Origin of the sequence: Saccharopolyspora gloriosae, assembly GCF_014203325.1 — a bacterium.
GTDB classification, from domain to species: domain Bacteria; phylum Actinomycetota; class Actinomycetes; order Mycobacteriales; family Pseudonocardiaceae; genus Saccharopolyspora_C; species Saccharopolyspora_C gloriosae.
The window spans coordinates 3,633,481-3,654,780 of record NZ_JACHIV010000001.1; the positions used below are offsets into that span (position 1 = coordinate 3,633,481).

At 71.5% G+C, this 21,300-nt stretch carries 17 protein-coding genes and 1 pseudogene; 5 read left to right on the top strand and 13 right to left on the bottom strand.

Annotated elements, in window-relative coordinates; translation table 11 throughout:
* Window positions 1-48 precede the first annotated feature (48 nt).
* The 3 genes and pseudogenes from BJ969_RS30165 to BJ969_RS16115 all read left to right on the top strand — a co-directional run bounded on the left by BJ969_RS30165 (window position 49) and on the right by BJ969_RS16115 (window position 3,498).
* A pseudogene (locus tag BJ969_RS30165) lies at window positions 49-939 on the top strand (beta/alpha barrel domain-containing protein).
* 751 nt (window positions 940-1,690) lie between these two features.
* Window positions 1,691-2,425 carry a tRNA-dependent cyclodipeptide synthase gene (locus tag BJ969_RS16110; RefSeq protein ID WP_184479724.1) on the top strand — a complete coding sequence of 245 codons (735 nt, stop codon included), beginning with the start codon at window positions 1,691-1,693 and terminating at the stop codon, window positions 2,423-2,425.
* Between the two features lie 131 nt (window positions 2,426-2,556).
* Complete coding sequence (locus tag BJ969_RS16115) at window positions 2,557-3,498, top strand: phytoene/squalene synthase family protein (RefSeq protein ID WP_184479725.1); 942 nt, start codon at window positions 2,557-2,559, stop codon at window positions 3,496-3,498.
* Between the two features lie 110 nt (window positions 3,499-3,608).
* On the opposite strand, the gene BJ969_RS16120 is transcribed toward BJ969_RS16115, so the two are convergent.
* Both BJ969_RS16120 and BJ969_RS16125 read right to left on the bottom strand, forming a co-directional pair.
* Entirely contained in the window at window positions 3,609-5,531 is a 1,923-nt protein-coding gene (locus tag BJ969_RS16120) for a S9 family peptidase (protein ID WP_184479726.1), read from the bottom strand.
* Window positions 5,532-5,656: 125 nt separating this feature from the next.
* Window positions 5,657-6,403, bottom strand: a complete 747-nt coding sequence (locus BJ969_RS16125) for a MerR family DNA-binding transcriptional regulator (protein ID WP_184479727.1) — start codon at window positions 6,401-6,403, stop codon at window positions 5,657-5,659.
* 232 nt (window positions 6,404-6,635) lie between these two features.
* Between BJ969_RS16125 and BJ969_RS16130 the strand changes: the two genes are divergently transcribed.
* Both BJ969_RS16130 and BJ969_RS16135 read left to right on the top strand, forming a co-directional pair.
* Window positions 6,636-7,481 carry a universal stress protein gene (locus tag BJ969_RS16130; RefSeq protein WP_184479728.1) on the top strand — a complete coding sequence of 282 codons (846 nt, stop codon included), beginning with the start codon at window positions 6,636-6,638 and terminating at the stop codon, window positions 7,479-7,481.
* Window positions 7,478-7,615: a hypothetical protein gene (locus BJ969_RS16135; protein ID WP_184479729.1), complete on the top strand. Its 138-nt coding sequence runs from the start codon at window positions 7,478-7,480 to the stop codon at window positions 7,613-7,615. The genes BJ969_RS16130 and BJ969_RS16135 overlap by 4 nt, the downstream gene beginning before the upstream one ends.
* Window positions 7,616-7,952: 337 nt before the next feature.
* Here the strand turns inward: BJ969_RS16135 and BJ969_RS16140 are convergent, their stop codons facing one another.
* The 11 genes from BJ969_RS16140 to BJ969_RS16185 all read right to left on the bottom strand — a co-directional run bounded on the left by BJ969_RS16140 (window position 7,953) and on the right by BJ969_RS16185 (window position 21,299).
* A complete protein-coding gene (locus tag BJ969_RS16140; RefSeq protein ID WP_184479730.1) occupies window positions 7,953-8,867 on the bottom strand; it encodes a glutaminase in 915 nt (304 codons plus the stop codon).
* A 170-nt stretch (window positions 8,868-9,037) separates the two neighbouring features.
* The gene (locus BJ969_RS16145; RefSeq protein ID WP_184479731.1) at window positions 9,038-9,865 is read right to left on the bottom strand and encodes a sugar phosphate isomerase/epimerase family protein; all 828 of its coding nucleotides are present in this window, start codon (window positions 9,863-9,865) and stop codon (window positions 9,038-9,040) included.
* A gap of 26 nt (window positions 9,866-9,891) precedes the next feature.
* Complete coding sequence (locus BJ969_RS16150) at window positions 9,892-11,277, bottom strand: alkaline phosphatase family protein (RefSeq protein ID WP_184479732.1); 1,386 nt, start codon at window positions 11,275-11,277, stop codon at window positions 9,892-9,894.
* Window positions 11,274-12,359, bottom strand: coding sequence for a metabolite traffic protein EboE (eboE, locus tag BJ969_RS16155; RefSeq protein ID WP_184479733.1), 1,086 nt, complete (start codon window positions 12,357-12,359; stop codon window positions 11,274-11,276). Before eboE ends, BJ969_RS16150 begins: the two co-directional genes overlap by 4 nt.
* A gap of 239 nt (window positions 12,360-12,598) precedes the next feature.
* Window positions 12,599-13,462: a TatD family hydrolase gene (locus BJ969_RS16160; RefSeq protein ID WP_184479734.1), complete on the bottom strand. Its 864-nt coding sequence runs from the start codon at window positions 13,460-13,462 to the stop codon at window positions 12,599-12,601.
* Window positions 13,462-14,856 carry an EboA domain-containing protein gene (locus BJ969_RS16165; protein WP_184479735.1) on the bottom strand — a complete coding sequence of 465 codons (1,395 nt, stop codon included), beginning with the start codon at window positions 14,854-14,856 and terminating at the stop codon, window positions 13,462-13,464. Before BJ969_RS16165 ends, BJ969_RS16160 begins: the two co-directional genes overlap by 1 nt.
* Window positions 14,853-15,695, bottom strand: coding sequence for an SCO3242 family prenyltransferase (locus tag BJ969_RS16170; protein WP_425503605.1), 843 nt, complete (start codon window positions 15,693-15,695; stop codon window positions 14,853-14,855). Before BJ969_RS16170 ends, BJ969_RS16165 begins: the two co-directional genes overlap by 4 nt.
* Before the next feature lie 5 nt (window positions 15,696-15,700).
* Complete coding sequence (locus tag BJ969_RS16175; RefSeq protein WP_343071436.1) at window positions 15,701-16,882, bottom strand: inositol-3-phosphate synthase; 1,182 nt, start codon at window positions 16,880-16,882, stop codon at window positions 15,701-15,703.
* 59 nt (window positions 16,883-16,941) lie between these two features.
* Entirely contained in the window at window positions 16,942-19,437 is a 2,496-nt protein-coding gene (locus BJ969_RS16180) for a PQQ-dependent sugar dehydrogenase (RefSeq protein WP_343071437.1), read from the bottom strand.
* Between the two features lie 48 nt (window positions 19,438-19,485).
* Complete coding sequence (locus tag BJ969_RS30170) at window positions 19,486-20,256, bottom strand: ThuA domain-containing protein (protein ID WP_343071438.1); 771 nt, start codon at window positions 20,254-20,256, stop codon at window positions 19,486-19,488.
* Window positions 20,253-21,299, bottom strand: a complete 1,047-nt coding sequence (locus BJ969_RS16185; RefSeq protein WP_184479737.1) for a substrate-binding domain-containing protein — start codon at window positions 21,297-21,299, stop codon at window positions 20,253-20,255. Before BJ969_RS16185 ends, BJ969_RS30170 begins: the two co-directional genes overlap by 4 nt.
* Window position 21,300: the final 1 nt, after the last annotated feature.

Genomic DNA, 21,300 nt, shown 5'->3' on the forward strand with positions numbered 1-21,300 from the left:
ACAATCCCTTGCGCAGACGCATTTCCGCCGAAGTTACTCCATATCGCGGTGTCGGATAATCCCGGTCGGCAACAGTTGACACCGCATGCACCCCTGGACACGATCGTCCCGCTCCGGCTCCGATTCGGATGCGGCTGTCCGCCGCCCTCACCGACAGGGTTGATCCACTTGACGACGACGTACGATCCGAATCCCGTCCTCGATGAGCCGTGGCTCGAGATCGGAGAACACCAGTTCAGATCCCGGCTCATCGTCGGCATCGAGCAGTACGACTCCGTTCCCGTCGTCAGGGACGTGCTGACCGCGACCGGTGCCGATGTCTTCATCACCACCGTGGACCCGGACAATCGCCGTTCCAGCCTGCTCCTGTCGGATCTCGACGACGCGCTCCCCCTGGAGAACTTCAGCTGGATCGGCACCACCTCGTTCTCCCGCTCGAAGGACAGCGCGGTCAAGACCGCGGGAATTCTGCGGGATTCACTAGGAATCGATGTGCTGAAGCCGGACGTCCGGGGCGAGGACAACATGCCCGACAACCGGATGACGATCTAAGCGGCTCACGAACTCCGCCCCCAGGGAGTGGAACTCTTGCCGTTCATCCTGCCGGAGCTCGAAGCGGCGCGGGAACTTCAGGATCTCGGGTGTGCCGCGCTGCGCGTGATGGCCTCGCCGGTGGCCTCCGGCCGAGGCATCGTCGACCCGACGCGAATCCGGGAGGTCATCGAGCACTCGGACATCCCGGTGATCGTCGAGGGCGGACTGGGGAGCGCTAAGCACGTCGCACTCGCGATGGAGCTCGGAGCCGCGGCGACGCTGATCAACACCGCGTTGGTGCGAGCAGGTGAGCCGCTCAAGATGGCCAGGGCCATGCGGTACGCGGCGATCGCTGGACGCCTGGCATTCGAATCCGGCCCGATGGCGGAGGCCCCGGCCGCCTGATCGTCGACCCCGTGTCACGCTCGGCGGTCCCGGAATCCAGCTGATCGGACGAACTCGACGGACTTTTCCACCATGATCGCCCTTCCGCGCGAAACGGGGCTCGTGTCGAGTGAGGCACTGCCCGGCGATGACGTCGGCCTCCGGGAGCGGGTGGAACCGGCGGAACCACGAACCGGGTCCTGGAACAGCGGCTTGACGAACCGCGTCTCGAAGTGCCCCGCGCCGGCACCCACCTGCCGCCGCGCCCACGAATGTGACCGCGCATTCCGGCCCCCGGCCCGCTCATCCGCTCCGGCAGTGCAGCGGTCGTCCAAGTGACGTAGCCGAAACGGGTCCGCCAGCACCGCACGGGAGGACGTTGCGATCGCAGCATCGGAAGGCGCTCTGCACGGACCCGCTACGCAGCGGGACTTCAGTCCCCTCCCGGACACCAGTGGGGGCGATCCCTCCCACGTATGACGCGGCAGTTCAACGATGACGGTGTGCCGCGGTGCGCCCGCAAAGGTGACAACCGACCCCATTGCAGAATTAATTCCGACTTTCCGGACCTGGACCGCGCAGAAAGTCACCCGCCAGAACGACGGGCCACAATTCCCGGATGCCCGCAAAAACGGCCATCGGTAATCTCTGCTTGAGAATCGGAGTCGTGGGGGCGGCGGAACCGGCACTGGGGGCCGCCGCACGCTTGCCGCGCTGCGAATCCCATTGACGATCCGCAGAACCGAGAACGCACGGAGCAGGAGCGCGGCACATGATCGTCCCGGGGGACCACAACGACATTCCGCCTTCTCGACGGGCGCCCTTCATCGTCGAACCGTTCACGGACGCATGCCGTGCGATCTGGGAGCAGCGGCAGCACGCGCTGTTCGGGGTCAGCCCCGGGAACAGCTACTTCCAGGTCGCACTGCTGACCGACCTGCTGGGCTGGCTCTGCGAGGAGTTCGCCCGGGGCGATGTCGTCGTTCCGGACTCCGCGCTGGAACACACCTACCGCGCCCTCGGCTACTCCCCGCAGCGCGCGGCGACGAAGGCGCGGGGCGAGACCAATGTGCTGCGCAACAGAGTTCGCAGGGCCTGGGAGAACTGCGGCGGGCCGAGAGAGGGCGACGGCCTGCACCGGATGTCCGAGCTGGCTTCCCACGGGACCTACCGGCGAACGCTCGCGGAGTGTGAGGAAGCACTGGCGGCCGACGAGAACCTTCGGGAAACGTGCGCGCTGGCGAGCAGGAAGGTGCTCACCGCACGGGGATTCGACGGGCCGCTGACCGAGGACCAGATCAACCGGGCCATGCGGTACCTGATCGGCGAACTCCCGTTCTTCCTGGCTTCGGCCGAGATGTTCAACGTCACGTCCTCGCTGAACTTCTACCATCAACGACTTCTGCTGGCGGACCTCATCTTCTCCGGGAAGGCAGCGCTCAGCCCCTCATCCCGCCAGGCGTACGCGGTCATTCGCCGCGCTTCACATTTCCCGGGAAAGGAGTGAACAAGCATGCCGGACAATTACGACCACTGCGCACGGAAACCGGCCGACGTGGAAACACAATGCGAAACCTGGATCTTCAACGCGGGTGATGCCGACCTCGCGGAGGACGCCGGCGGAATCAGGCGAGCACCATGAGGAAGTACGAGCTGGCCGCCGCAGGGATCACCGACCCGCTCCTGGTCGAGGCTTATGCGGCCTGCAGCGCCCGAGTGCGCAGGCGCAACCCGGCCGCCTACCCGACCACCCGGTGCCTGCTGCCCGTGGCGAAACGGCCCTACTACGACGCGGCTCTCGCCTTCTGCCGCCACGCGGACGACCTGATCGACGCTCCGGAGCGGACTCCGGAGGAACGTGCCCAGCGATTCGACCGCTTCCAGGAGACCTTGCTCGCGGCCCCGCGGCACCGGACGAGAAGCACCACCACGGACGGTCGCATCGCGGCCGCGTTCACCCACTTCGCGTCGACCTGGGGCATCACGACCGATTCCCTCGGGCACTTCCTGGAAGTGCTCCGCAGCGACCTGCACGTGACGTCCTACCAGGCCTACCGCGACCTCGAGCACTACATGCGGTGGGTCAGCGGGGAACCGGCTGCTTGGATCAACCTCCTGCTCGAACCGTCCACGGCCGAAGCCGAGCACCGCGCGATCTCGCTCAGCCACGCCCTGTACCTGCTGCACTTCCTCGACGACATCGGCGAGGACCTGGAACTCGGGCGCGTCTACCTGCCGGAAGACGATCTGGCGCAGTGCGGCTTGACCCGCGAAAGCCTGCGGACCGCCGTGTCCGGCGGGGTCACGACGGGTGCGTTGCGGCTGCTCGCCCGCTGCCAGGCGGACCGCGTCGACCGGCTGCTGACCGAGTCCGAAGACTGGTGGCGACTGGTGCACCCTTCATCGCGCTGGTTCGTCCAGCGATACCACCGCCTCGCACGCCAGTCGTTGCGCACGATCCTCCGGCGCGACTACGAGGTCCTGCTCCCCGTGCCCCGGACGCAGGCCATGTGGAACCGCACGAAAGCCATGGGCGGCACCGGACTCACCTACGCCCGCGCCCTCGCCACCAGACCTTGACCGAATGCGGCCCCACACCCAATGACTCGCCTTGCCGTGCCTGCGGCCGCCGGACGGGAGTGCTCGGACGTGCGTGCCGCCGGTGAGTTCGAAGAGGTGGCGGTGTCGGTTCAGGCTTCGTCGGGGACGCGGGCGCCGAGGTGGCGGGCTAGGAAGCGCTCCAGGGTGGCGTAGAGCTCGATGTTGCTGTCCGGGTTGACGAACCAGTGGCCTTCGCGGTCGTTGAGCAGGTACTCCACCTCTGCGTCGCGGGCGCGCAGGGCGGCGGCGATGCGGTCGGCGTTGCTGCGGTGGACGCGGACGTCGTTGGCGCCGTGGATGAGCAGGACCGGTGCGGTGATGGCGTCGACCCGGCTGATCGGGGACCGGGCGAGCATGTCGGCTTCCTGCGCCGGATCGTCGGGGTCGCCGATGTAGCGCAGGTAGCTGTTCACGACCGAGCGCCGGGCGAACGGGACGACCGACCGGACCAGGTCGGTGAGGTCGGACATGCCGGTGTAGCTGATCGCGGCGGCGAAACGGTCCGGGGTGAACGCGGCTCCGACCAGTGCGGCGTAGCCGCCGTAGGAGCAACCGTAGATCGCGACGCGGTCGCGGTCGGTGCAGCCCTGCTCGACGGCCCAGTCCAGGGCGTCGATGACGTCGTCGTGCATACGGCCGGCGAACTGCCCGATGGCGGCCTGGGTGTGGGCTTTGCCGTAGCCGGTGGAGCCGCGGAAGTCGACCTGCAGCACGGCGTAGCCGCGGTTGGCCAGGAGCTGGACCTCGGGGTCGTAGCCCCAGCTGTCGCGGTACCAGGGGCCGCCGTGCAGCAGCACCACGGTCGGGAGGTCGCGGTGTTCCACCCCGATCGGCAGCGTGAGGTGGCACGGCAGGTCCAGGCCGTCGCGGGAGGTGACGGTGACGGGGGTGACCGGAGCCAGGTGGGCTGGATCGAGGTGCGGGTAGGGGCGGAACAGGCGCTCGGCGGTGCCGGTGGCGTGGTCGTAGTACCAGGTGACTCCGGGGTCGCGGTCGTGGGTGAAGTCCACTACCCAGCGCCGGGCCTCGGCGTCGCAGGACACGTGGGCCAGGTCGCCGTCGGAGAGCTCCGCCAGCTTCGGCAGCACTGCTGCGAAGTGGGGTTCGAGCGCGTGGATCTCCTGGCGTGCGCCGAGGTAGCGGGCTCCGAGCAGTTCCCCGGTGACCGGGTGCAGGATCAGCGAGGACGGGAAGCGCGGGTCGGCTTCGGGGCGGGGCGTGTCCAGGTCGAACACCGGGTGGCCGTCCACGCCGATCTGCTCGCCGCCGGCCAGGTCGACCTTCACCAGGCGGGTGCGGTCCGAACCGCGGGGCGACCCGATCCACAACCCCGTGCCGTCCGGGGTCGGCGCGAACGGGAGCGGAGCGAAGGGGTGGTCGAGACCGGAGAACCGGGTGATCAGCGTGGACGTGCCGGCGTTCCACTCCGACAGCAGATGGGTGCCGTCATCGGCCAAGCCGAACGTCAGGATTCGTCCCGTCGGAGTGCGCACCCAGCCCGTGACGTCGCCCGGGTTCTCGGCGATCAGGACCAGCAGGCCGGTGTCCAACTCCAGCTCGTACAGGTCTCCCAGGTCGGCGCGGCGGGCGTTGAGCTGCACGAACACCGATTCGGGCCGGTCAGCGCAGAACTGGGTGCCCAGCACCCGCGCCCCGTCGATCGGAGTCAGGTCCACCGCGGGCTCGTCCGGGTGCGCCAGGTCGACGCGGTGCAGGTGGGCGTTCTCGTCGCCGTCGCGGTCCTGGGTGAACAGCAAGAACCGGGAATCGGCGGTCCAGAAGAACGACTCGATGCTGCGGCGTTCCTCGGAAGTGGCGCGCCACGAAGCCGGGTCGTCCGCCGACTCGGTCTCCGGCCAGCCTCCCGCCGAAGCGCGGACGAACACGTTGAGCCGATCCCGCCACGGGGCCAGGTAGGCGATTTTCGTGCCGTCCGGTGAAATCCGGGCGCGGGTGCGCGACGGTGCGGTGAAGAACTCCTCGACGGGGATCAGCGCGGGTGAGGACGACATGGTGGGCCTCCGGACATCGGGTATCGGACCTCCTGATCCCAGTCCCTGACGTCGCGTCGGACTCAAGGCCGCGAGAGGTGAGCCACGCCACGGTTCGGGCGGGTCGGCAGGTCCTAGGCCGTCGTTCAAGACCGCCCGGCGTTCCCCGCCTCGTCCGTCGCGAGTCGCCGCTCGACCTCGCGCAGCGCGAGGTTCTGCTCGGGGCGCAGGGTCCGTTCGTTCAACTCCGCCAGCAGCGCCGATGCCCGCGAGCCGAGCGGAGCCATCTCGGCCAGCCGCGCCACGGCCGGGGCCAGGTGCGCGACCAGCTCGTCGACCAGCGCAGCGACCTCGTCGTCCGCGGTGGCGGGGCCGAGGCCGTAGAAGCGTTCGGTCAGCGCGGCGGGGACCACCACCCCGTCGCTCAGCAGGGCCGCTAGCCCGGCCGGGCCGTCAGCACCGAGCAGGTGGCCTGCCAGCACCAGCTGCTCGTGCTCGAAGCGGGCCATGTCCGCCGGAGTTCCCGCGGCGGGGTCGGACCGCCACGACGACAGCTCCGGTGGGAGGTCGGGCGGTGCTCCGGCGCGGCGCAGCGCGGCGATGGCCGCCCGGCGGGCGGTGAGCCGCTCGATGTCGGCGGCTGCCCGGCGATCGAGCTCGCCGAGCAGCTCGTCGGCGGCCACCGCGTCGTCCAGCACGCCGGGCAGTTCCGACAGCGGGATTCCGAGCGCGGTCATCCGCGTGACGCGCAGCAGCCGGACGAGATCGCCGACGTCGTAGTGGCGGTAACCCCCGGCCGAGCGCGGCGGCTCGGGCAGCAGGCCGATCTGGTGGTAGTGGCGCAGCGTGCGCACGGTGACCCCGGCCAGTTCGGCGAGCTCGCTGCTGAGCACCGGGTAACTCCTCTCCACGGGTGGCGCCGTCGGCCCACCGCTTCAACCCACCCGTCGCATGATCCTCGCCGACGAACTCCGCGCCAGATCGGGAAGGGCCTCCGATGGCGTGCCGGCTAAACGGTCGCCACCTCCGCTTCGGGATCGGCATCCGTTCGACCGTTGCCGACGAAGGGGCGCCGAGATGCCACCCGTGCGCGCCTTTGCCAGCCTGGAGGCGGGGGTGGGTGCGATGCCGATCGGGAGACGCGGGTGCGCGGTCGCCGTGGACGGCACGCCCGAATCGGAACGGGCCGTCGAGTGGGTCTGTGCGAACGCGGAGCTCTGCGGCGATGAACTGGTGCTGAGCACGGTCGTCGCCGACCCGCTCCCGGCCGACGCCCACCCGGATTGGCTCGTCGATCTCGCCGCCCGCACCCGGCAGCGCCTCGGCGTGCCGGTGCGCGACGAGGTCCTGATCGGCCGACCGGTTCCGCGGCTCCTGGAAGTGGCGGGCCGCGCGCCGCTGCTGGTGCTCGGTTCACGTGGTCACCGCGCGTTCCACGACGCCGTGCTCGGTTCGGTGGCGCTCGGGGTGGCGACGCGCTCCCCGAACCCCGCGGTGGTGGTGCGCGGGGCGGCCGAGCAGGTGCGGCACGAGACCGTCGTGGCCGGGGTCGACGGGTCGGCCGGCGGGAACCGCGCCCTGGAGTTCGCCTGCGAAGCGGCGGAAGCGCTGCGCTGCGACGTGCTCGCGGTGCAGGCGTCGCCGGATGCCGCTTTCATCCCGGGGCCCTACGGCCAGCCCGACCGCACGGAACTGGTCGACCGCGCGGAACTGGTGCTCGCCGAATCGGTCGCGGGATTCGCCCCGAGGCACCCGGACGTCACCCTCCGGCGGCTCACCAGCTCGATGGATCCGATCACCACCTTGGCGGAAGCCGCCACCGGTGCGCGCCTGCTGGTCGTGGGGCGTCGCGGATCCGGCGGGTTCACCGAGATGCTGCTGGGTTCGGTGTCGCGCGGGGTGCTGCACCACGCCACGTGCCCGGTCGCCGTGGTGCCGCCGGGCGGTGAGCCGTCGCGAGGAGCCCGATGAGCGCCAAGACGGGCAGCAGCGGGATTCAGGGGCTTCTAGGGGTCAGTATCCTTGCTCGTTCGCGCGATGCGGCCGAAGCCCTGCGCCGCCACCTCGACACGGTCGGCAGTGCGAAGACGCCCACGGGCCAATGACGTTCCCCCTTCGATCCCAGCGGCACGCAGTCCGTGCGGGGAGCACTCCGCGTTCGACGTGGCGAAACGATCAGTCCATCGTGTACTCCTGGCGCGGGTGACGCTGAGAAGTCGACCCGAACACCCTCGGCATGTCGGGCGTCGACGCTCGGACCGAGGGCGAGCAGATGCCCGGCGCCACCGGTCTCGTGCTGCACATGATTCCCGAGAGCGCCATCAGCGCTTTCACCGACAACGAGCTGCTGCCGGCCGTGCTGTTCGCGGCGGGACTGCAGCAGGTGGGCTTCAACCGCGCACCGCAGGCGACCGCCACCCCACCCGCCTCGCGGCACCGACGTCAGAAGACCGACCAACCGGTCAAGGTGGTGAAGTGGTCGAGCGCCGCGACACCGGCCACCGAGTTGCCGCGCTCGTCGAGCCCCGGACTCCACACCGCGACCGCGCACCGGCCCGGCACGATCGCGAGGATGCCGCCACCGACCCCGCTCTTGCCGGGAATGCCGACGCGGTAGGCGAAATCCCCCGCGGCGTCGTAGGTCCCGCAGGTCAGCATGATCGCGTTGATGCGCTTCGCCTGCCTGCGCGTGACCAGCTCCGAACCGTCCCGCCGCTCGCCGCGCGCGGCGAGGAACAGTCCCGAGCGGACCAGGTCGCGGCAGCTCATCTCGATCGAGCACTGCCGGACGTACTGGTCGAGCACCGTCGCCACCGGATTTCGCATGTTGCCGTAGGACGCCATGAAGTGGGTCAGCGCCAGGTTGCGGTCCCCGTGAGCCGCCTCGGAAGCGGCCACCTCCTCGTCGACCCGCAGGTCCGGGTTGCCGCTCTCGGCGCGCAGGAACGCCAGCAGCTCGCCGGTGGCGTCCCCCGCCAGCGAGACCAGCTCGTCGGTGACCGTCAACGCGCCCGCGTTGATGAACGGGTTCCGCGGGATGCCCCGCTCGTGCTCCAGCTGGACCAGCGAGTTGAACGCGTTGCCCGACGGCTCCCGCCCGACGCGGCGCCACAGCGACTCGTCGTCGCCACCGGCCAGCACGAGCGCGAGGGTGAAGACCTTCGAGATGCTCTGCACCGAGAACGGCGCCTCCCACTCCCCCGCCCCGCGCACCCGGCCGTCGAGATCGGCGATCGCGATGCCGAAGCGCCCCGGATCGACCCGCGCGAGCGCCGGGATGTAATCCGCGGCCGACCCCGCTCCCCGCAGCGGGGCGACCTCATCGACGATCCGTCCGAGCAACCGGTCCAAGTCCACGAAGGACGATCATGTCATCGCCACCGCAACCACCCGCACGGGGAGGGCCACCAGGGTTCGACGGGGACCCCGGCCCTCCCCTGCGGGCGCGGGAGAACCGGTCAGGGCGAGGTGTCCCGGCGGTGGTGTTCGGGTGGGTGAGCGACGGCCTCAGCGGGTTCCTGAGCGGGTCACCAACGGACCTTGCGGAGGTAGTCGTAGCCGACTCGGGCGGTGTTCAGCGCGTCGGTCGGGTTGTCGTGCTCGACGATGAACTCGTGGGCCCTCGCGTGGTCGAAGATCTCCGGGAAGTCCATCGTCCCGGTGCCGGGGTCGGCCATGTCGCCGCTCGGGGTGCGGTCCTTGACGTGGAGCTGGCGGATGCGGTCGCGTTCGGCGTCGATCAGCGCGAGCACGTCCTGGCCCGCGTGCACCGCCCAGTACAGGTCGAGTTCGAAGTGGACGAGCCGCCGATCCGTGCGCCGGCGCAGGATGTCGTACGGGAGCACGCCGTCGATCGGGGCGAACTCGTGGTCGTGGTTGTGGTAGCCGAAGCGCAGACCGGCGTCGCGGCACTTGCTGCCCGCTTCGTTGAGCCGGTCGGCGAAGGCGCGCCAGCCGTCTGCGGTGTCGAACTCCGCGTGCGGGACGACCAGGTGGCGGTGGCCCAGGGTGTGCGCGTCCTCGATCAGCGCGTCCACGTCACCTTCGAGGTCGGAGTGCCCGGAGGTGGCGCGCAGTCCGAGGTCGTCGAGGATCGTGCGGAACTCGGCGGTGGTGAGCCCGTGGGTGCCCGCCGTTTCCACGCTGCGGTAGCCGATGTCGGCGACCTGACGCAGCGTCGCCGCCACGTCCTCGTCCAGCTGCGCGCGCAGCGTGTAGAGCTGGATGCTGATGGCGTGGTGCGGGATGCGGCCGTGGCCGGTGGCGGCGGCGGCGGTGGTCGTCGCGGCGCCGGTCGCTCCGGCGGCGGCGAGCAACGCGGCGGTGTGCAGCAGGGTTCTGCGGGGCAGCGGCATGAGTGGTCCTTTCAACGGCATCGTTGTCAGCGGATTCCGTGCAGCTGGAGCACCAGGTCGTGGACGTCGGTCGCCGCGAGGCGGCCGGTGCGTTCCACGGCGGCGGGCACGCGCGGGGCGGAGCACAGCAGGACCGGTCCGTCGGCCGGATCGTCCGGCAGGCGACCGTGGGAGCCCTGGACGGCGCGTCCGTCCAGCGGCACCACGTTCATGGCGTAGCGCAGGCCCGTCTTCTTCTTCGCGAGGTTCAGCGCGGCCTTGGCCTTCACCCAGCGGTCGTCGGGGTCGAGGAACAGCTCCGCCGGGTCGTAGCCGGGTTTGCGGTGGATCTCCACTCCCCTGGCGAAATCGGGGGCTCGGTCCTGGTCGAGCCAGTAGTAGTAGGTGAACCAGGAGTCCGGTTCGGCGACCGCGACGAGGTCGCCCGCTCGCGGGTGGTCCAGGCCGTAGCGGGCCTGCCGGGTCCGGTCGAGCACCTCGTCGACGCCGGGCAGCCCCGCGACCAGGTCGCGGACGCGCGGCACGTCCGAGGGGTCGCGGACGTAGACGTGCGCGGTCTGGTGGTCGGCGACGGCGAACGCCCGCGAAGCCCACGGGTCGAGGTACTCCATGCCCGCCTGGGTGTGGACTTCGAGCAGGCCCTCCCGGCGCAGTTCCCGGTTGACGTGGACCTGGCGGTGCACCGGTGTGATGCCGTACTCGCTGAGCACGACGACGGTCGCCGACGCATCGCGGGCCTGCGCGAGCAGCCCGGCCAGGGCCGCGTCGACCTCCGCGGCCGCCGTGCGCGCCTGCGGGCTGCGCGGGCCGTGGCGCTGCAGGTCGTAGTCGAGGTGCGGGACGTAGCACAGCAGCAGGTCGGGCCGGTGCTCGCGCAGGACGCGGCCCGCCGCGGCGGCGATCCACCGGCTGGAGGCGATGCTCGCGGTCGGGCCCCAGTACTGGAACAGCGGGAACGGTCCGAGCTCGGCGGTGAGATCGTCGTGCAGCTGCGGCGGGCGGGTGTAGCAGTCGGGGGATTTGCGGCCGTCGGCGTGGTAGATCGGCCGCGGCGTCACGGTCCAGTCCGTGCTCGCTCCCATCGCGTACCACCAGCACACGTTCGCCGCGGTGTAGCCGGGGTGATCGCGGCGCGCGGTGTCCCAGACCTTGTCGCCGTGCACGAGCCGGTTGTGCTGGCGCCACAGGAAGACCTCGCCGAGCTCGCGGAAGTACCAGCCGTTGCCGACGATGCCGTGCTCGGCGGGCATCGTCCCGGTCAGGAAGGTGGACTGGGCGCTGCAGGTGACCGCCGGGAGCACGGTGCCCAGTTCGGCCTGCCACCCCTCGTCGGCGACGGACCGCAGGTTCGGCATGTGCGCGAGCAGCGCCGGGGTCAGGCCCACGACGTCGAGCAGCAGAACGGGTTTCACCGGGTGCTCCGTTCGTCGAGGAGTCGCCGGGTGAACCTCAGCTCCGCCGCGATGCCGTCGGCGAGGTCCTCCGGTGGTTCGGGCAGCACGTTCCAGGTGTAGGTCTCCACTTCGACGTCCGGCAGCGGATCCGCCAGCGCGGCGAGGGCGTCGCGCAGCACGTCGGTCGTCGGGCGCACCGGGCCTTCGGCGGCCCAGTGCACGGGGACGTGGAAGTGCACGCGCCACGGCCCGGTTCCGGGGAGTTCGTCGAACGCCTGGGGCAGGTCGTCGCAGCAGCGGACGCCTTCAGCGGTGCGCTCGCGAACCTGGTGCAGGTAGCGGGGTTCGGCGTAGCGGGCGAGTTCGCCGCGCGCCGCGGCCGGATCGTCGACGTGCAGCGCGGCGGAGGCCTGGACTTTGACGACGTCGACGCCGCTGCCGGTGATCGCCCGCACCGTCGCGGCCGGGTCGGCGAAGGACACCGCCAAGTGGCAGGTGTCCAGGCACAGCCCGATGTAGTCGGTGTCGCAGCCGGGCAGCCACGCCAGCGCGTCCGCGACGGTGTCCAGCAGGCAACCGGGTTCCGGTTCGACCGCGAGGCGCACCCGGCGGCCGGTCCGGTCCTCCAGCTCCCGCAGTCCGGCGGCGGCCCGGTCGAGGTTGCGCCGGGCCGCGTCCTCGTCGCGGGTCGTCCACGGCGTGCGCCATCCCAGCGGGAGCGTGGAGATGCTGCCCCGGCCGCCTTCGGGCAGCAGTGCGGCGAGGATCTCGGCGCAGCGCAGGGTGTGGTGCAGGCGTTGCGGCTCGGTCCAGCGCGGTTCGTACACCCGGTGCTTGACCACCGGGTCGTGGAATCCGCGGTGCGGGAAGGCGTTGAACGTGACCGCGGCGAGCCCGAGTCCGTCCAGCTCGGACTTCAGCCCGCGCACCGCGCCCGGGTCCGCGGACAGCTGCTCGGCGACGTCCGCCGCCAGCCACAGGCCCACGCCGAGCACGTCCACGTCGAGCTTCTTGCGGATGGGCGCCGCGTGCTCGGCGAGCTGGGCGCGGACCCCGTCGAGGTCTTCGGCAGGATGAACGTTGGTGCAGTAGGACAACATCGGCCTCGCTCCTAACGGGTCCTTTCAGAATGATCTTTTGGTCGTTGTCCTGTCAGCGGCGGAGCCGCTGAGCAGTGACCACCTCGAGCAAGACGACCACCGGCGGGTTCTCAGCGGCTTCCTCGCGAGGACAGCGATTTCGCCGTGTATCGGACGTACATCAGAAATCGATCCCGCAGCGAGGAAGCCGCTGAGGTTCCGCTACCCGACCCGCTACGCAGGTCGTGGTGAAAAACCTCCTAATTCCGGGAGCCGCGCAGCACGGAGTTGTCGGCGAAGGTGGCCGCGTCGGCGGTGAACCCGGGCAGCGGGTCGAGGTTGAGCCGCCCGCTCTGCCCGTAGAACGCGATCGGGTTGTGCCACAGCACCTGGTCGACGTCGGCGTCGGTGAACCCGGCGCGCAGCATCGCTTCGCCGGTGGCGCGCGTCTTCAACGGGTCGGACCGGCCCCAGTCGGCGGCGGAGTTGACCAGCACCCGCTCCGTGCCGTGCTCGCGCAGCAGCGCGACCATCCGCTCCTCGTCCATCTTGGTGTCCGGGTAGATGGAGAAGCCCATCCAGCAGCCGCTGTCGGCGACCGCGCCGACGGTGACCTCGTTGAGGTGGTCGACGAGCACCCGTTGCGGCGGCAGCCCGGATTCCCGCACCACGTCGAGGGTGCGGCGGGTGCCGGCGGGCTTGTCGCGGTGCGGGGTGTGCACCAGCACCGGCAGGTCGGCGTCGACGGCCAGCTGGAGCTGGTGGGCGAACGCGTCGTCCTCCTCCGGCGTCATCGAGTCGTAGCCGACCTCGCCGACCGCGACGACGCCGTCCTTGGCGAGGTAGCGCGGCAGCACGTCGAGCACCGCGCGGCAGCGGGGATCGTTGGCCTCCTTGGGGTTGAGCGCGATCGTCGCGTGGTGGCGGATGCCGAACCGCGCGGCTCGGAAGCGCTCCCAGCCGATCAGCGAGTCGAAGTAGTCGGTGAACGAGCCGACGCCGGTGCGCGGCTGGCCGAGCCAGAACGCGGGTTCGACGAGCGCGCGGACCCCTGCGGCGTGCATCGCCTCGTAGTCGTCGGTGGTGCGCGAGGTCATGTGGATGTGCGGGTCGAAGATGCGCATCAAGCCTCCAGGAGCGCGAGGGCGTCGTCGGGAACGGCGCGCCCGGCGGCGCGGCGTTCGGCGGCGAAGTCGGCGACCATGCGCCGGAGCTCGTCGTCGGCGCGGCGCCGCAGGCCGGCGACGGCGGTCAGCGGCACCCCGGTGAACAGGCACTTGAGCACGCCGTGGCGCCAGGTGTGGTCGTCGAGGTGCCGGGCGAACGGCCCCATCGCGGCGGCCACCAGCCGGATGTCGTTGGTGCGCAAGGCATCCCGCACCAGTTCCAGACCGGCCGCGATCAGGCTGGGGCGGTCGAGGCCGGGCAGGGCGCGCAGGACGCCGCGGCGTTCGGCGTCGTCGCCGTAGCGGTACAGCGCCGTCATCTCCTCGGTGAGGCCCGCCGGAGCGACGCCGTCGGCCAGGGCGCGCAGCAGCCGGCCGCGCACCTGGTCGTCGACGGTGCCGTGCACGAGCCCGTCCGGGTCGTCCACCTCGACGGGACCGCGTCCGACGTGGCGGCCCACCGCGGGGAACGACGTCGCGATGCTCGCCGGTTCCCGGCGCACCGCGGCGAGCGCCTCGGCCACCCAGGGGCACCGCAGGGTGTCGATCGCGCGCCGGGCGACTTGCGGGGCGGCGTGGCCGTGCCGGGGCAGTTCGACGGCGGCGAGGCCGGTGAACCCGACCTCGGCCAGCGCGTCCAGCGTCCCGGCCAGGTCGAGCTCGCCGTCCCCGAACTCCAGGTGCTCGTGCACGCCCCGGCGCATGTCGTCGAGTTGGACGTGCACCAGCCGGTTCCGCAGCCGCCGCACGCAGTCCGCGGCGGTGTCCCGCTCCACCGCGACGCAGTGACCGACGTCGAGGGTGATGCCGAGCGGTTCCGGGTCGCCGAGCCGCGCGCGCACGGCCAGCGCCGCGTCGACGGTGTCGACGGCCATGCCGGGCTCCGGTTCGAGCCCCAGCAGCACGCCGCACCGCGCGGCCTCCTCGACGACCTGGGAGGTGCCCTCGACGACCCGCTGGAACGCGGTCGATTCGTCCACATCGGACGGTCGAATGCCGGACCAGAACGACACGACGTCCGATCCGAGGTCGGCGGCGATGCGCACCGCTCGCCGCAGGAAGTCCACCCGGCGCTCGCTGTCGTCGGACACCAGCGTCGGATGGTGCTTGACGTGCGGGTCCAGCAGGTAGCGCGCCCCGGTCTCGACCACGACCGACAGCTCCAGCCGCTGCAGCACGCCGCGCACCCGGCGCACCTGCTCGGTGAGGTCGTCGGCGAACGGGTCCAGGTGGTGGTGGTCGAGCGTGAGCGCGACCCCGTCGTAGCCGAGGTCGGCGATCAGCCGCAGGGCGTCGTCGAGCCGGTGGTTGGTGAATCCGTTGGTGCCGTAGCCGAATCGCAGTGCGGTCACGTCGCCGACACCGTCCTCCCCAGGCTCCGGACCGCCGGCGGGATCGCGGCGAGCACCGTCGCGGCACCGAGGTCGTGGCGGGCGGTCAGGGCGAGCTGCAGCGCCACCATGCCGTGGATGCCGTCGCGGGTCGCCGCGCGGACGGTGCGCGCGTCCGGGCTGCGGTAGGCCCGCAGCTGCGCCGCGCCGACCTGCGCGGCGTACAGCCCGGCCGCGGTGACGGCCGCGACGCGGTGCCGGTGCGACGCGCAGCGGCCGCTCGCGGCGGCGACCGCGGCCAGCGCCGTGGTGGCGAGCGCGGCCGCTGCCGTGCGGGGGTCGGCGCCGCGGACCTCACCGCGCGAGAGCGCGGTGACCGAGCAGGTGTGCGCCGCCAGCACGGCCGCCGCGGGCCAGGCCGCGCGAGCACCGCCCGCGCCGAGCAGCACGTCGAGGCCGCGGCACGCGGCCATGGCGGCGGGTCCGGCCGCGCCGTCCTTGAACACCACGTCGTAGCCGACGACCGCGGCGGCGAGTCCCGCGACCAGCCCTGCCTCCGCCGTTCCTGCGGCGGCTCCGGCAGCCACGCCGCACCCCGCGAGCAGCGCCGCCACCCCGGCCGCTGCCCCGGCTCCGACCTGCCCGGACGGGATGGGCCGTTCCGGGCGCTCCACGGCGTCGAGCTCGCGGTCCGCCCAGTCGTTGAGCGCCATGCCCGCCCAGTACAGCGCCACCGAGGCCGCCGGCAGCAGCGCGCGGCGCCCGCCCAGGCGGCGCCCGGCGGCCGCAGCGCCGACGGCGGTGTCCCCGAGCACCGTCAGCGCGGCCGGAGCGCGGGTCAACGAGATCAACGTTGCCAGCCGGATCATGCCCCACCCCCTGCGGCCTCGGTGGTGACGCGCACCCACTCGTGCAAACCGCGCACCTGGTGGTCGAAACGGTGCTGCGCGGAGCCGAACGGGTCCTTGAAGAAGCACGCCAGCGCGGTCAGCGGCCCGCGCTGCCCGGCGTGGTGCGCCATCGCGACGAGCCGGGTCAGGTCGAGCACCAGCGGCGCGGCCAGCGCCGAGTCGTAGGCCGACCACGTCAGCTGCAAGGTCACCGGCGCACCGAGGAAGCCCTCGGCGTGGACGTGGTCCCACGCGACCTTGGTCTGGCCGAGGTCCGGCACGTTGTCGATGTGCAGCGGCGCGGCGACCTCGCCGCCGAGCAGCGCGTGCAGCCCGCGGGACTTGGAGTCGAGCTTGCTGGCGACGGCGCGCGGATCGGCGAGCGTCGCGCCGTCCCCGCCGCCGAGCAGGTTCGTGCCCGCCCACGACCGCACGACGAGCGCGCGTTCGGTGAACATCGGTGCGAGCACCGTGCGCAGCAGTGTTTCACCGGTCTTGCCGTCGCTTCCCGCGTAGGGCAGGCCGCGCTGCTCGGCCATCCGCAGCAGCGCCGGGATCGCGATCCCGGTCGAAGGGGTGAACTCCACGTACGGGCAGCCCGCCCGGACGGCGGCGCAGGCCGCGACGACGCTGGCCGGGACCTCGCCCGCCGCCAGCGCGGCGTCGAGCGCGGCGACGTCGTCGAGGTCGGCGCCGCGCGGCCACGGCGACTCGGTGGAGGCGACGTTGACGACCACGACCCGTTCCAGGTCGTGGCGCCGCGCGAACGCGCCCATGTCCCCGGCCAGCCGCGCGACCTCGCCCGCCTGATCACCGCCGCCGGTGGCCGGGTCGTAGCCGTGGCGCAGTTCCGACTCCACCGCCGTCAGCTGCGCCGCGACCGCGGAGACCACGCCGACGGGCAGCACCCCCGCCGACACCAGGGCGTCGGCGGTCTTGTGCAGGTCGGTGCCGGAGATGTCGTGGCCGCCGACGACGATCTCGTCCCAGCCCGGCAGCGGTGCCGAGCCGAACGCGGGCAGCTCGGTCACGCAGCCGGTCGGACGCACCAGACCGGACCGCAGCGCGGCCAGTCCGACGATCGCCGTGGTCGCCACCGAACCGCGCGCGCCGAGCAGCCACAGCCCGGTGCGTCCCGGTCGTGAGTTCTCGCCCACGTAGTCACCTCCTGGAGCCGGGGTGGTGGCCCGCACCGCGCGGGCCACCACCACGTGGATCAACGCGGCAGGTCGCCCTTCGCCCGCGCCGACGAGTCGTCCGGAGGAACGGGCTCGGACACCCCGTCGCCGGTGAAGTGCACCGCGTCGATTTCGAACAATTCGGTCCCTTCACCCGCGAACACGAAGAACAGCGGCCCGGAGTTGCCCGGATCGGTCACCGGAACCGGTTCCACGTCCACATATCCGCCACCGGTGCTCGGCACTTCGGCCGTCTGCAGCAGTTCGCCGTCCGGAGCCCCGGCGCGGACCTCGATGGTGCCGCCCGGCCCGGCCGCCGAAACCCGGTAGCCGATGCCGTCCACGCCCGTCAGGTTCACCGGGTCGATCGAGATCCAGTCGCCCGCTTCGATGCCGCCGACCTTGCGGCCACCGGCCGCGTCCGGGTCCTCCACGACCTCGACGCCCTCGGCGTCGGTGAAGAACTCGGCCTGCTTGTCCGCGGGCTGCAGCACGACCCGGCCGCTGCCCGTCACGGGCGGCAGGCCCTCGGCACCGGTGTCGGTGTAGTCGGCGGTGATCACGCCGAACACGTCGGCGTCGAGCCCGTGGCCCTCATCGGCCGGGGTTTCGATGACGCCTTCGCAGCCGAACTCCTCGCTGAGCGGGTGCGCGTGGGTGTCGTGGCCGAGCGCGTAGCTGACCTGCACCCGGGAGCAGTCGATCTGCTCGTCCTCGGCGTCGGTGACGCTGACCCGGAACGGCACCTGCTCGCCGAAGGTGAACACCCCGCCGTCCGGCGGCAGCTCGACGCTGACCTGCGGCGGCGTGTTGCCGACGACGATCTGCACGCTGGCGTGCCCGACCTTGCCGGTCGAGTCGGTCACGGTGAGCTTGGCGGTGTAGCTGCCGCGCTCGTCGTAGGTGAACGACACCGGCCCGTCGGTGGTCGAGTCCGGGGTGCCGTCGCTGGTGAAGTCCCACTCGTAGCTCAGCGGCCCGCCGTCGGGGTCGGTGGTGCCCGCCGGGTCGAACTCGACCGTCAGCGGTGCCTCACCGGCTGAGGTGACGTCGGCGCTCAGCTTCACCCGCGGGGTCTTCGCGTCCGGGCTGTGCTCGATGCGGTACAGCGCCGAGTCGTCCGCGCCGCCGAAGTAGCTGGAACCGTAGTCGAGCACGTACAGCGCGCCGTCGGGCCCGAACTCGATGTTCATCGGCCGGGTCAGGTCCATCGAGTCGAAGAACGGCCGGATCGCGGCCAGGTCGCCGTCCTCGGTGAGCTCGAACTCCTTGATCCAGCCCCGGTCCCACTCGTAGTTCAGGACTTTCCCGTCGTAGTACTCCGGGAACTTCAGCGGCTCGTCCAGGTCCGGGTCGAAGTGGTACACCGGCCCGCCCATCGGCGATTCCGGTCCCTCGCCGAGTTCGGGCACCGAGCCGTCGTCGTAGTCCAGCCACGCGGGTTGCGCGGGTGGCAGCTCGACCAGCCCGGTGTTGTGCGGGCTCTCGTTTCGCGGCGCCGCGCAGTCGAAGGGCTGCCCGGACTCGCCGGTCGCGAAGTCGTGGTCGATGAACGGTTCGTTGGCGCCGATGCAGTACGGCCAGCCGAAGTTGCCCGGCTCCTTGATCAGGTTGTACTCGACGGTGCCGCTGGGCCCGCGCTCCGGATCGGCCGAACCGGCGTCCGGGCCGTACTCGCCGAGGTGGATCCACCCGGTCTGCTCGTCCACGGTGAACCGGAACGGGTTGCGCAACCCCATCGCGTAGATCTCGGGCCGGGTGCCGTCCGTTCCCGCCGGGAACAGGTTGCCCTCCGGTGCGGTGTAGCCGCCGTCGTCGTCGACGTGGATGCGCAGGATCTTGCCGCGCAGGTCGTTGGTGTTGCCCGCGGAGCGCTGCGCGTCGAAGGCGGGGTTGCGCTCGGCGCGCTCGTCGATCGGGGTGTAGCCGTCCGAGGAGAACGGGTTCGTGTCGTCCCCCGTGGACAGGTACAGGTTGCCGTCGGCGTCGAAGTCGATCTCACCGCCAGCGTGGCAACAGGTGCCCCGGTTCGCCGGGACCTGCAGGATCTCCTGCCCGCCGGCGAGGTCGAGCGTGCCTTCGTCGGTGAGCTGGAACCGGGCCAGCACGTTGTGCCCGTCGAAGGGGGCGAAGTCCGCGTCCTCGCCCTCTTCCGGGGCGTCGCCCGGGGGCGTGTCCAGCGGCGGCGCGTAGTACAGGTAGACCCACCGGTTCTCGGCGAAGCCGGGGTCCACGGCGATGCCCTGCAGGCCGTCCTCGTCGTGGTTGTAGACGGGCACCGTGGCGGCCAGCGTGGTGGTGGCGTCCGGCGTGGTGAGGTACACGTCGCCGTCGCGGGAGGTGTGCAGCACGCGGCGGTCGGGCAGCACCGCCAGCGCCATCGGTTCGCCCAGCTTGGTCTCGCCCTGGGCCAGCGTGATCTGGTCGAACGCCGTATCCGGTGGGGGTGATGCGGCGGATGCGGCAGGAACCGTCAGGGCGGCCGCAGTCACGACCGCCAAGGTCGTGGATGCGGCCAATCGTAAGAATCGCACCAGGTCACTCCTCATCGCTCACGGTCCCGGCTCCGTCGCCGGGACGTTTCAGCAGGGGGTCTGCCCGGTGGCGGTGCGGATGCCGCCGAGCAGGTGACGCAGGAAGTCCGGTTCGGTGAAGGACTCCTCGGTGTGACCGCCGCCGGTGTAGTAGGCGCGGCCGGAGTCGACGGCGTGGCACCAGGCGATCGGGTGGTCGCCCATCGCGCCTTCGCCGGGGTCGTAGCTGGACTCGTCGAGCACGGCCAGCACGTGCGCGCCTTCGCGGGGATCGGAGGCGAAGTTGTACCACTCGTCGGTGCGGTGCCAGTGCCTCGGCAGGTGCGCCGTGGAGTCGTGCTCGTGGTCCTCGACCAGGACGGTCGCGGGCTGGATCTCGGGGTGGTCGGCGAAGTAGGCGCCGACGAGCTCGCCGTAGAACGGCCAGTCGTACTCGGTGTCGGCGGCGGCGTGCACGCCGAGGTAGCCCCCGCCGCCGCGGATGTAGCGCTCGAACGCCAGCTGCTCGTCGGGTTCGAGCACGTCCCCGGTCGTCGACAACCACACCACGGCGTCGTGCCGCGCCAGTTCGGCATCGGTGAACACGGCGGAGTCCTCTGTGGACTCGACGGCGAATCCGCTGTCCTCGCCGAGGAGTTCGATCGCCGCGATCCCGGCTTCGATGGAGTCGTGCCGGAATCCGGCGGTCTCGGAGAAGACCAGCACGCTCGGCTCGTCGTGCTCGCCCGCCGACGCCGTGGCGGCCAGTGCCCCGGCCGTGCCCAGCGCCAGCGCCAGTCCCAGGAGCCGCGTGCCCGCGGTCCCGCGCCCGGCGCTCACGACGCGAACCCGACGTCGAGGTACTGGTCCACGTTCTCGCGGGTCACCACGGCCGAATACGTCGTGATCGAGCGTGGCACCTCGTGCTCGGCCAGGTCGGACATGCCGCGGGCCTGCACCAGCAGCCGCGCCAGCGCGATCGCCGACGAGCACATCGACGGGTTGTAGAGCACCGTGGCCTGCACGACGCTGCCGCCGGCCTTGATGCGGTCCATCATGTCGCGCGAACCCGCGCCGCCGACGAGGAAGAACTCCTCGCGCCCGGCGGCCTCCACCGCGGCGAGCACCCCGATCCCCTGGTCGTCGTCGTGGTTCCACACCGCGTCCAGGTGCGCCGCGGCCTGCAGCAGGTTCGTCGCCTGCCGCTCACCGGACTCGGCGGTGAAGTCCGCGGCGACCCGCCGCGCCACCCGGAGCCCGTGCCGCTGCAGGCCTTCGCGGAAGCCGGCGCTGCGTTCCTGGGTCAGCGGCAGCGAATCCGTACCCGCGATCTCGGCGATCACCGGGTCGGTGACGCCGCGGCGCTCCAGCTCGGCGGCGATGTGGTCGGCCGCGTTGACGCCCATGCCGTGGTTGTCGCCACCGATCCACACCCGGTAGGCGTCGGACGAGTCGAAGACGCGATCCACGTTGACCACGGGAATCCCGGCCCGTGTGGCCCGCCGCGCCACGTCGGTCAGCGCCTTGCCGTCGGCGGGCAGGATCACCAGCACGTCGACCTGCTCGTTGATCAGGGTTTCGACCTGGGCGATCTGCTGGTTGACGTCGCTGCTGCCTTCGGTGGCCCGGAACGTGACGTCCGGCAGCCCTTCGGCCTGCGCGCGGGCGTTGGTGGTCATGGCCGCCATCCAGCCGTGGTCGGCGGCGGGTGCGGAGAAACCGATCGTCACCTGGGTACCGGGGGCGGCGTTGTCGCCGCCCGCGGCGACCGCGGACGGGTTCTGCCGCTGCGGCGGGTCGTTGGCCAGGCACCCGGTCAGCAGCGCGGTCGCGCCCAGCGCACCGGTGCCGAACAGGAACCCGCGACGAGGAGTTGCGGACATG

What these genes read in the sequence shown, in the direction of transcription:
- BJ969_RS16110 (WP_184479724.1), top strand. Translation starts at nt 1,691, where the DNA reads ATGATCGTCCCGGGGGACCACAACGACATTCCGCCTTCTCGACGGGCG.
- BJ969_RS16115 (WP_184479725.1), top strand. Translation starts at nt 2,557, where the DNA reads ATGAGGAAGTACGAGCTGGCCGCCGCAGGGATCACCGACCCGCTCCTG.
- BJ969_RS16120 (WP_184479726.1), bottom strand. Translation starts at nt 5,531, where the DNA reads ATGTCGTCCTCACCCGCGCTGATCCCCGTCGAGGAGTTCTTCACCGCA.
- BJ969_RS16130 (WP_184479728.1), top strand. Translation starts at nt 6,636, where the DNA reads ATGCCGATCGGGAGACGCGGGTGCGCGGTCGCCGTGGACGGCACGCCC.
- BJ969_RS16135 (WP_184479729.1), top strand. Translation starts at nt 7,478, where the DNA reads ATGAGCGCCAAGACGGGCAGCAGCGGGATTCAGGGGCTTCTAGGGGTC.
- BJ969_RS16145 (WP_184479731.1), bottom strand. Translation starts at nt 9,865, where the DNA reads ATGCCGCTGCCCCGCAGAACCCTGCTGCACACCGCCGCGTTGCTCGCC.
- eboE (WP_184479733.1), bottom strand. Translation starts at nt 12,359, where the DNA reads ATGTTGTCCTACTGCACCAACGTTCATCCTGCCGAAGACCTCGACGGG.
- BJ969_RS16160 (WP_184479734.1), bottom strand. Translation starts at nt 13,462, where the DNA reads ATGCGCATCTTCGACCCGCACATCCACATGACCTCGCGCACCACCGAC.
- BJ969_RS16185 (WP_184479737.1), bottom strand. Translation starts at nt 21,299, where the DNA reads ATGTCCGCAACTCCTCGTCGCGGGTTCCTGTTCGGCACCGGTGCGCTG.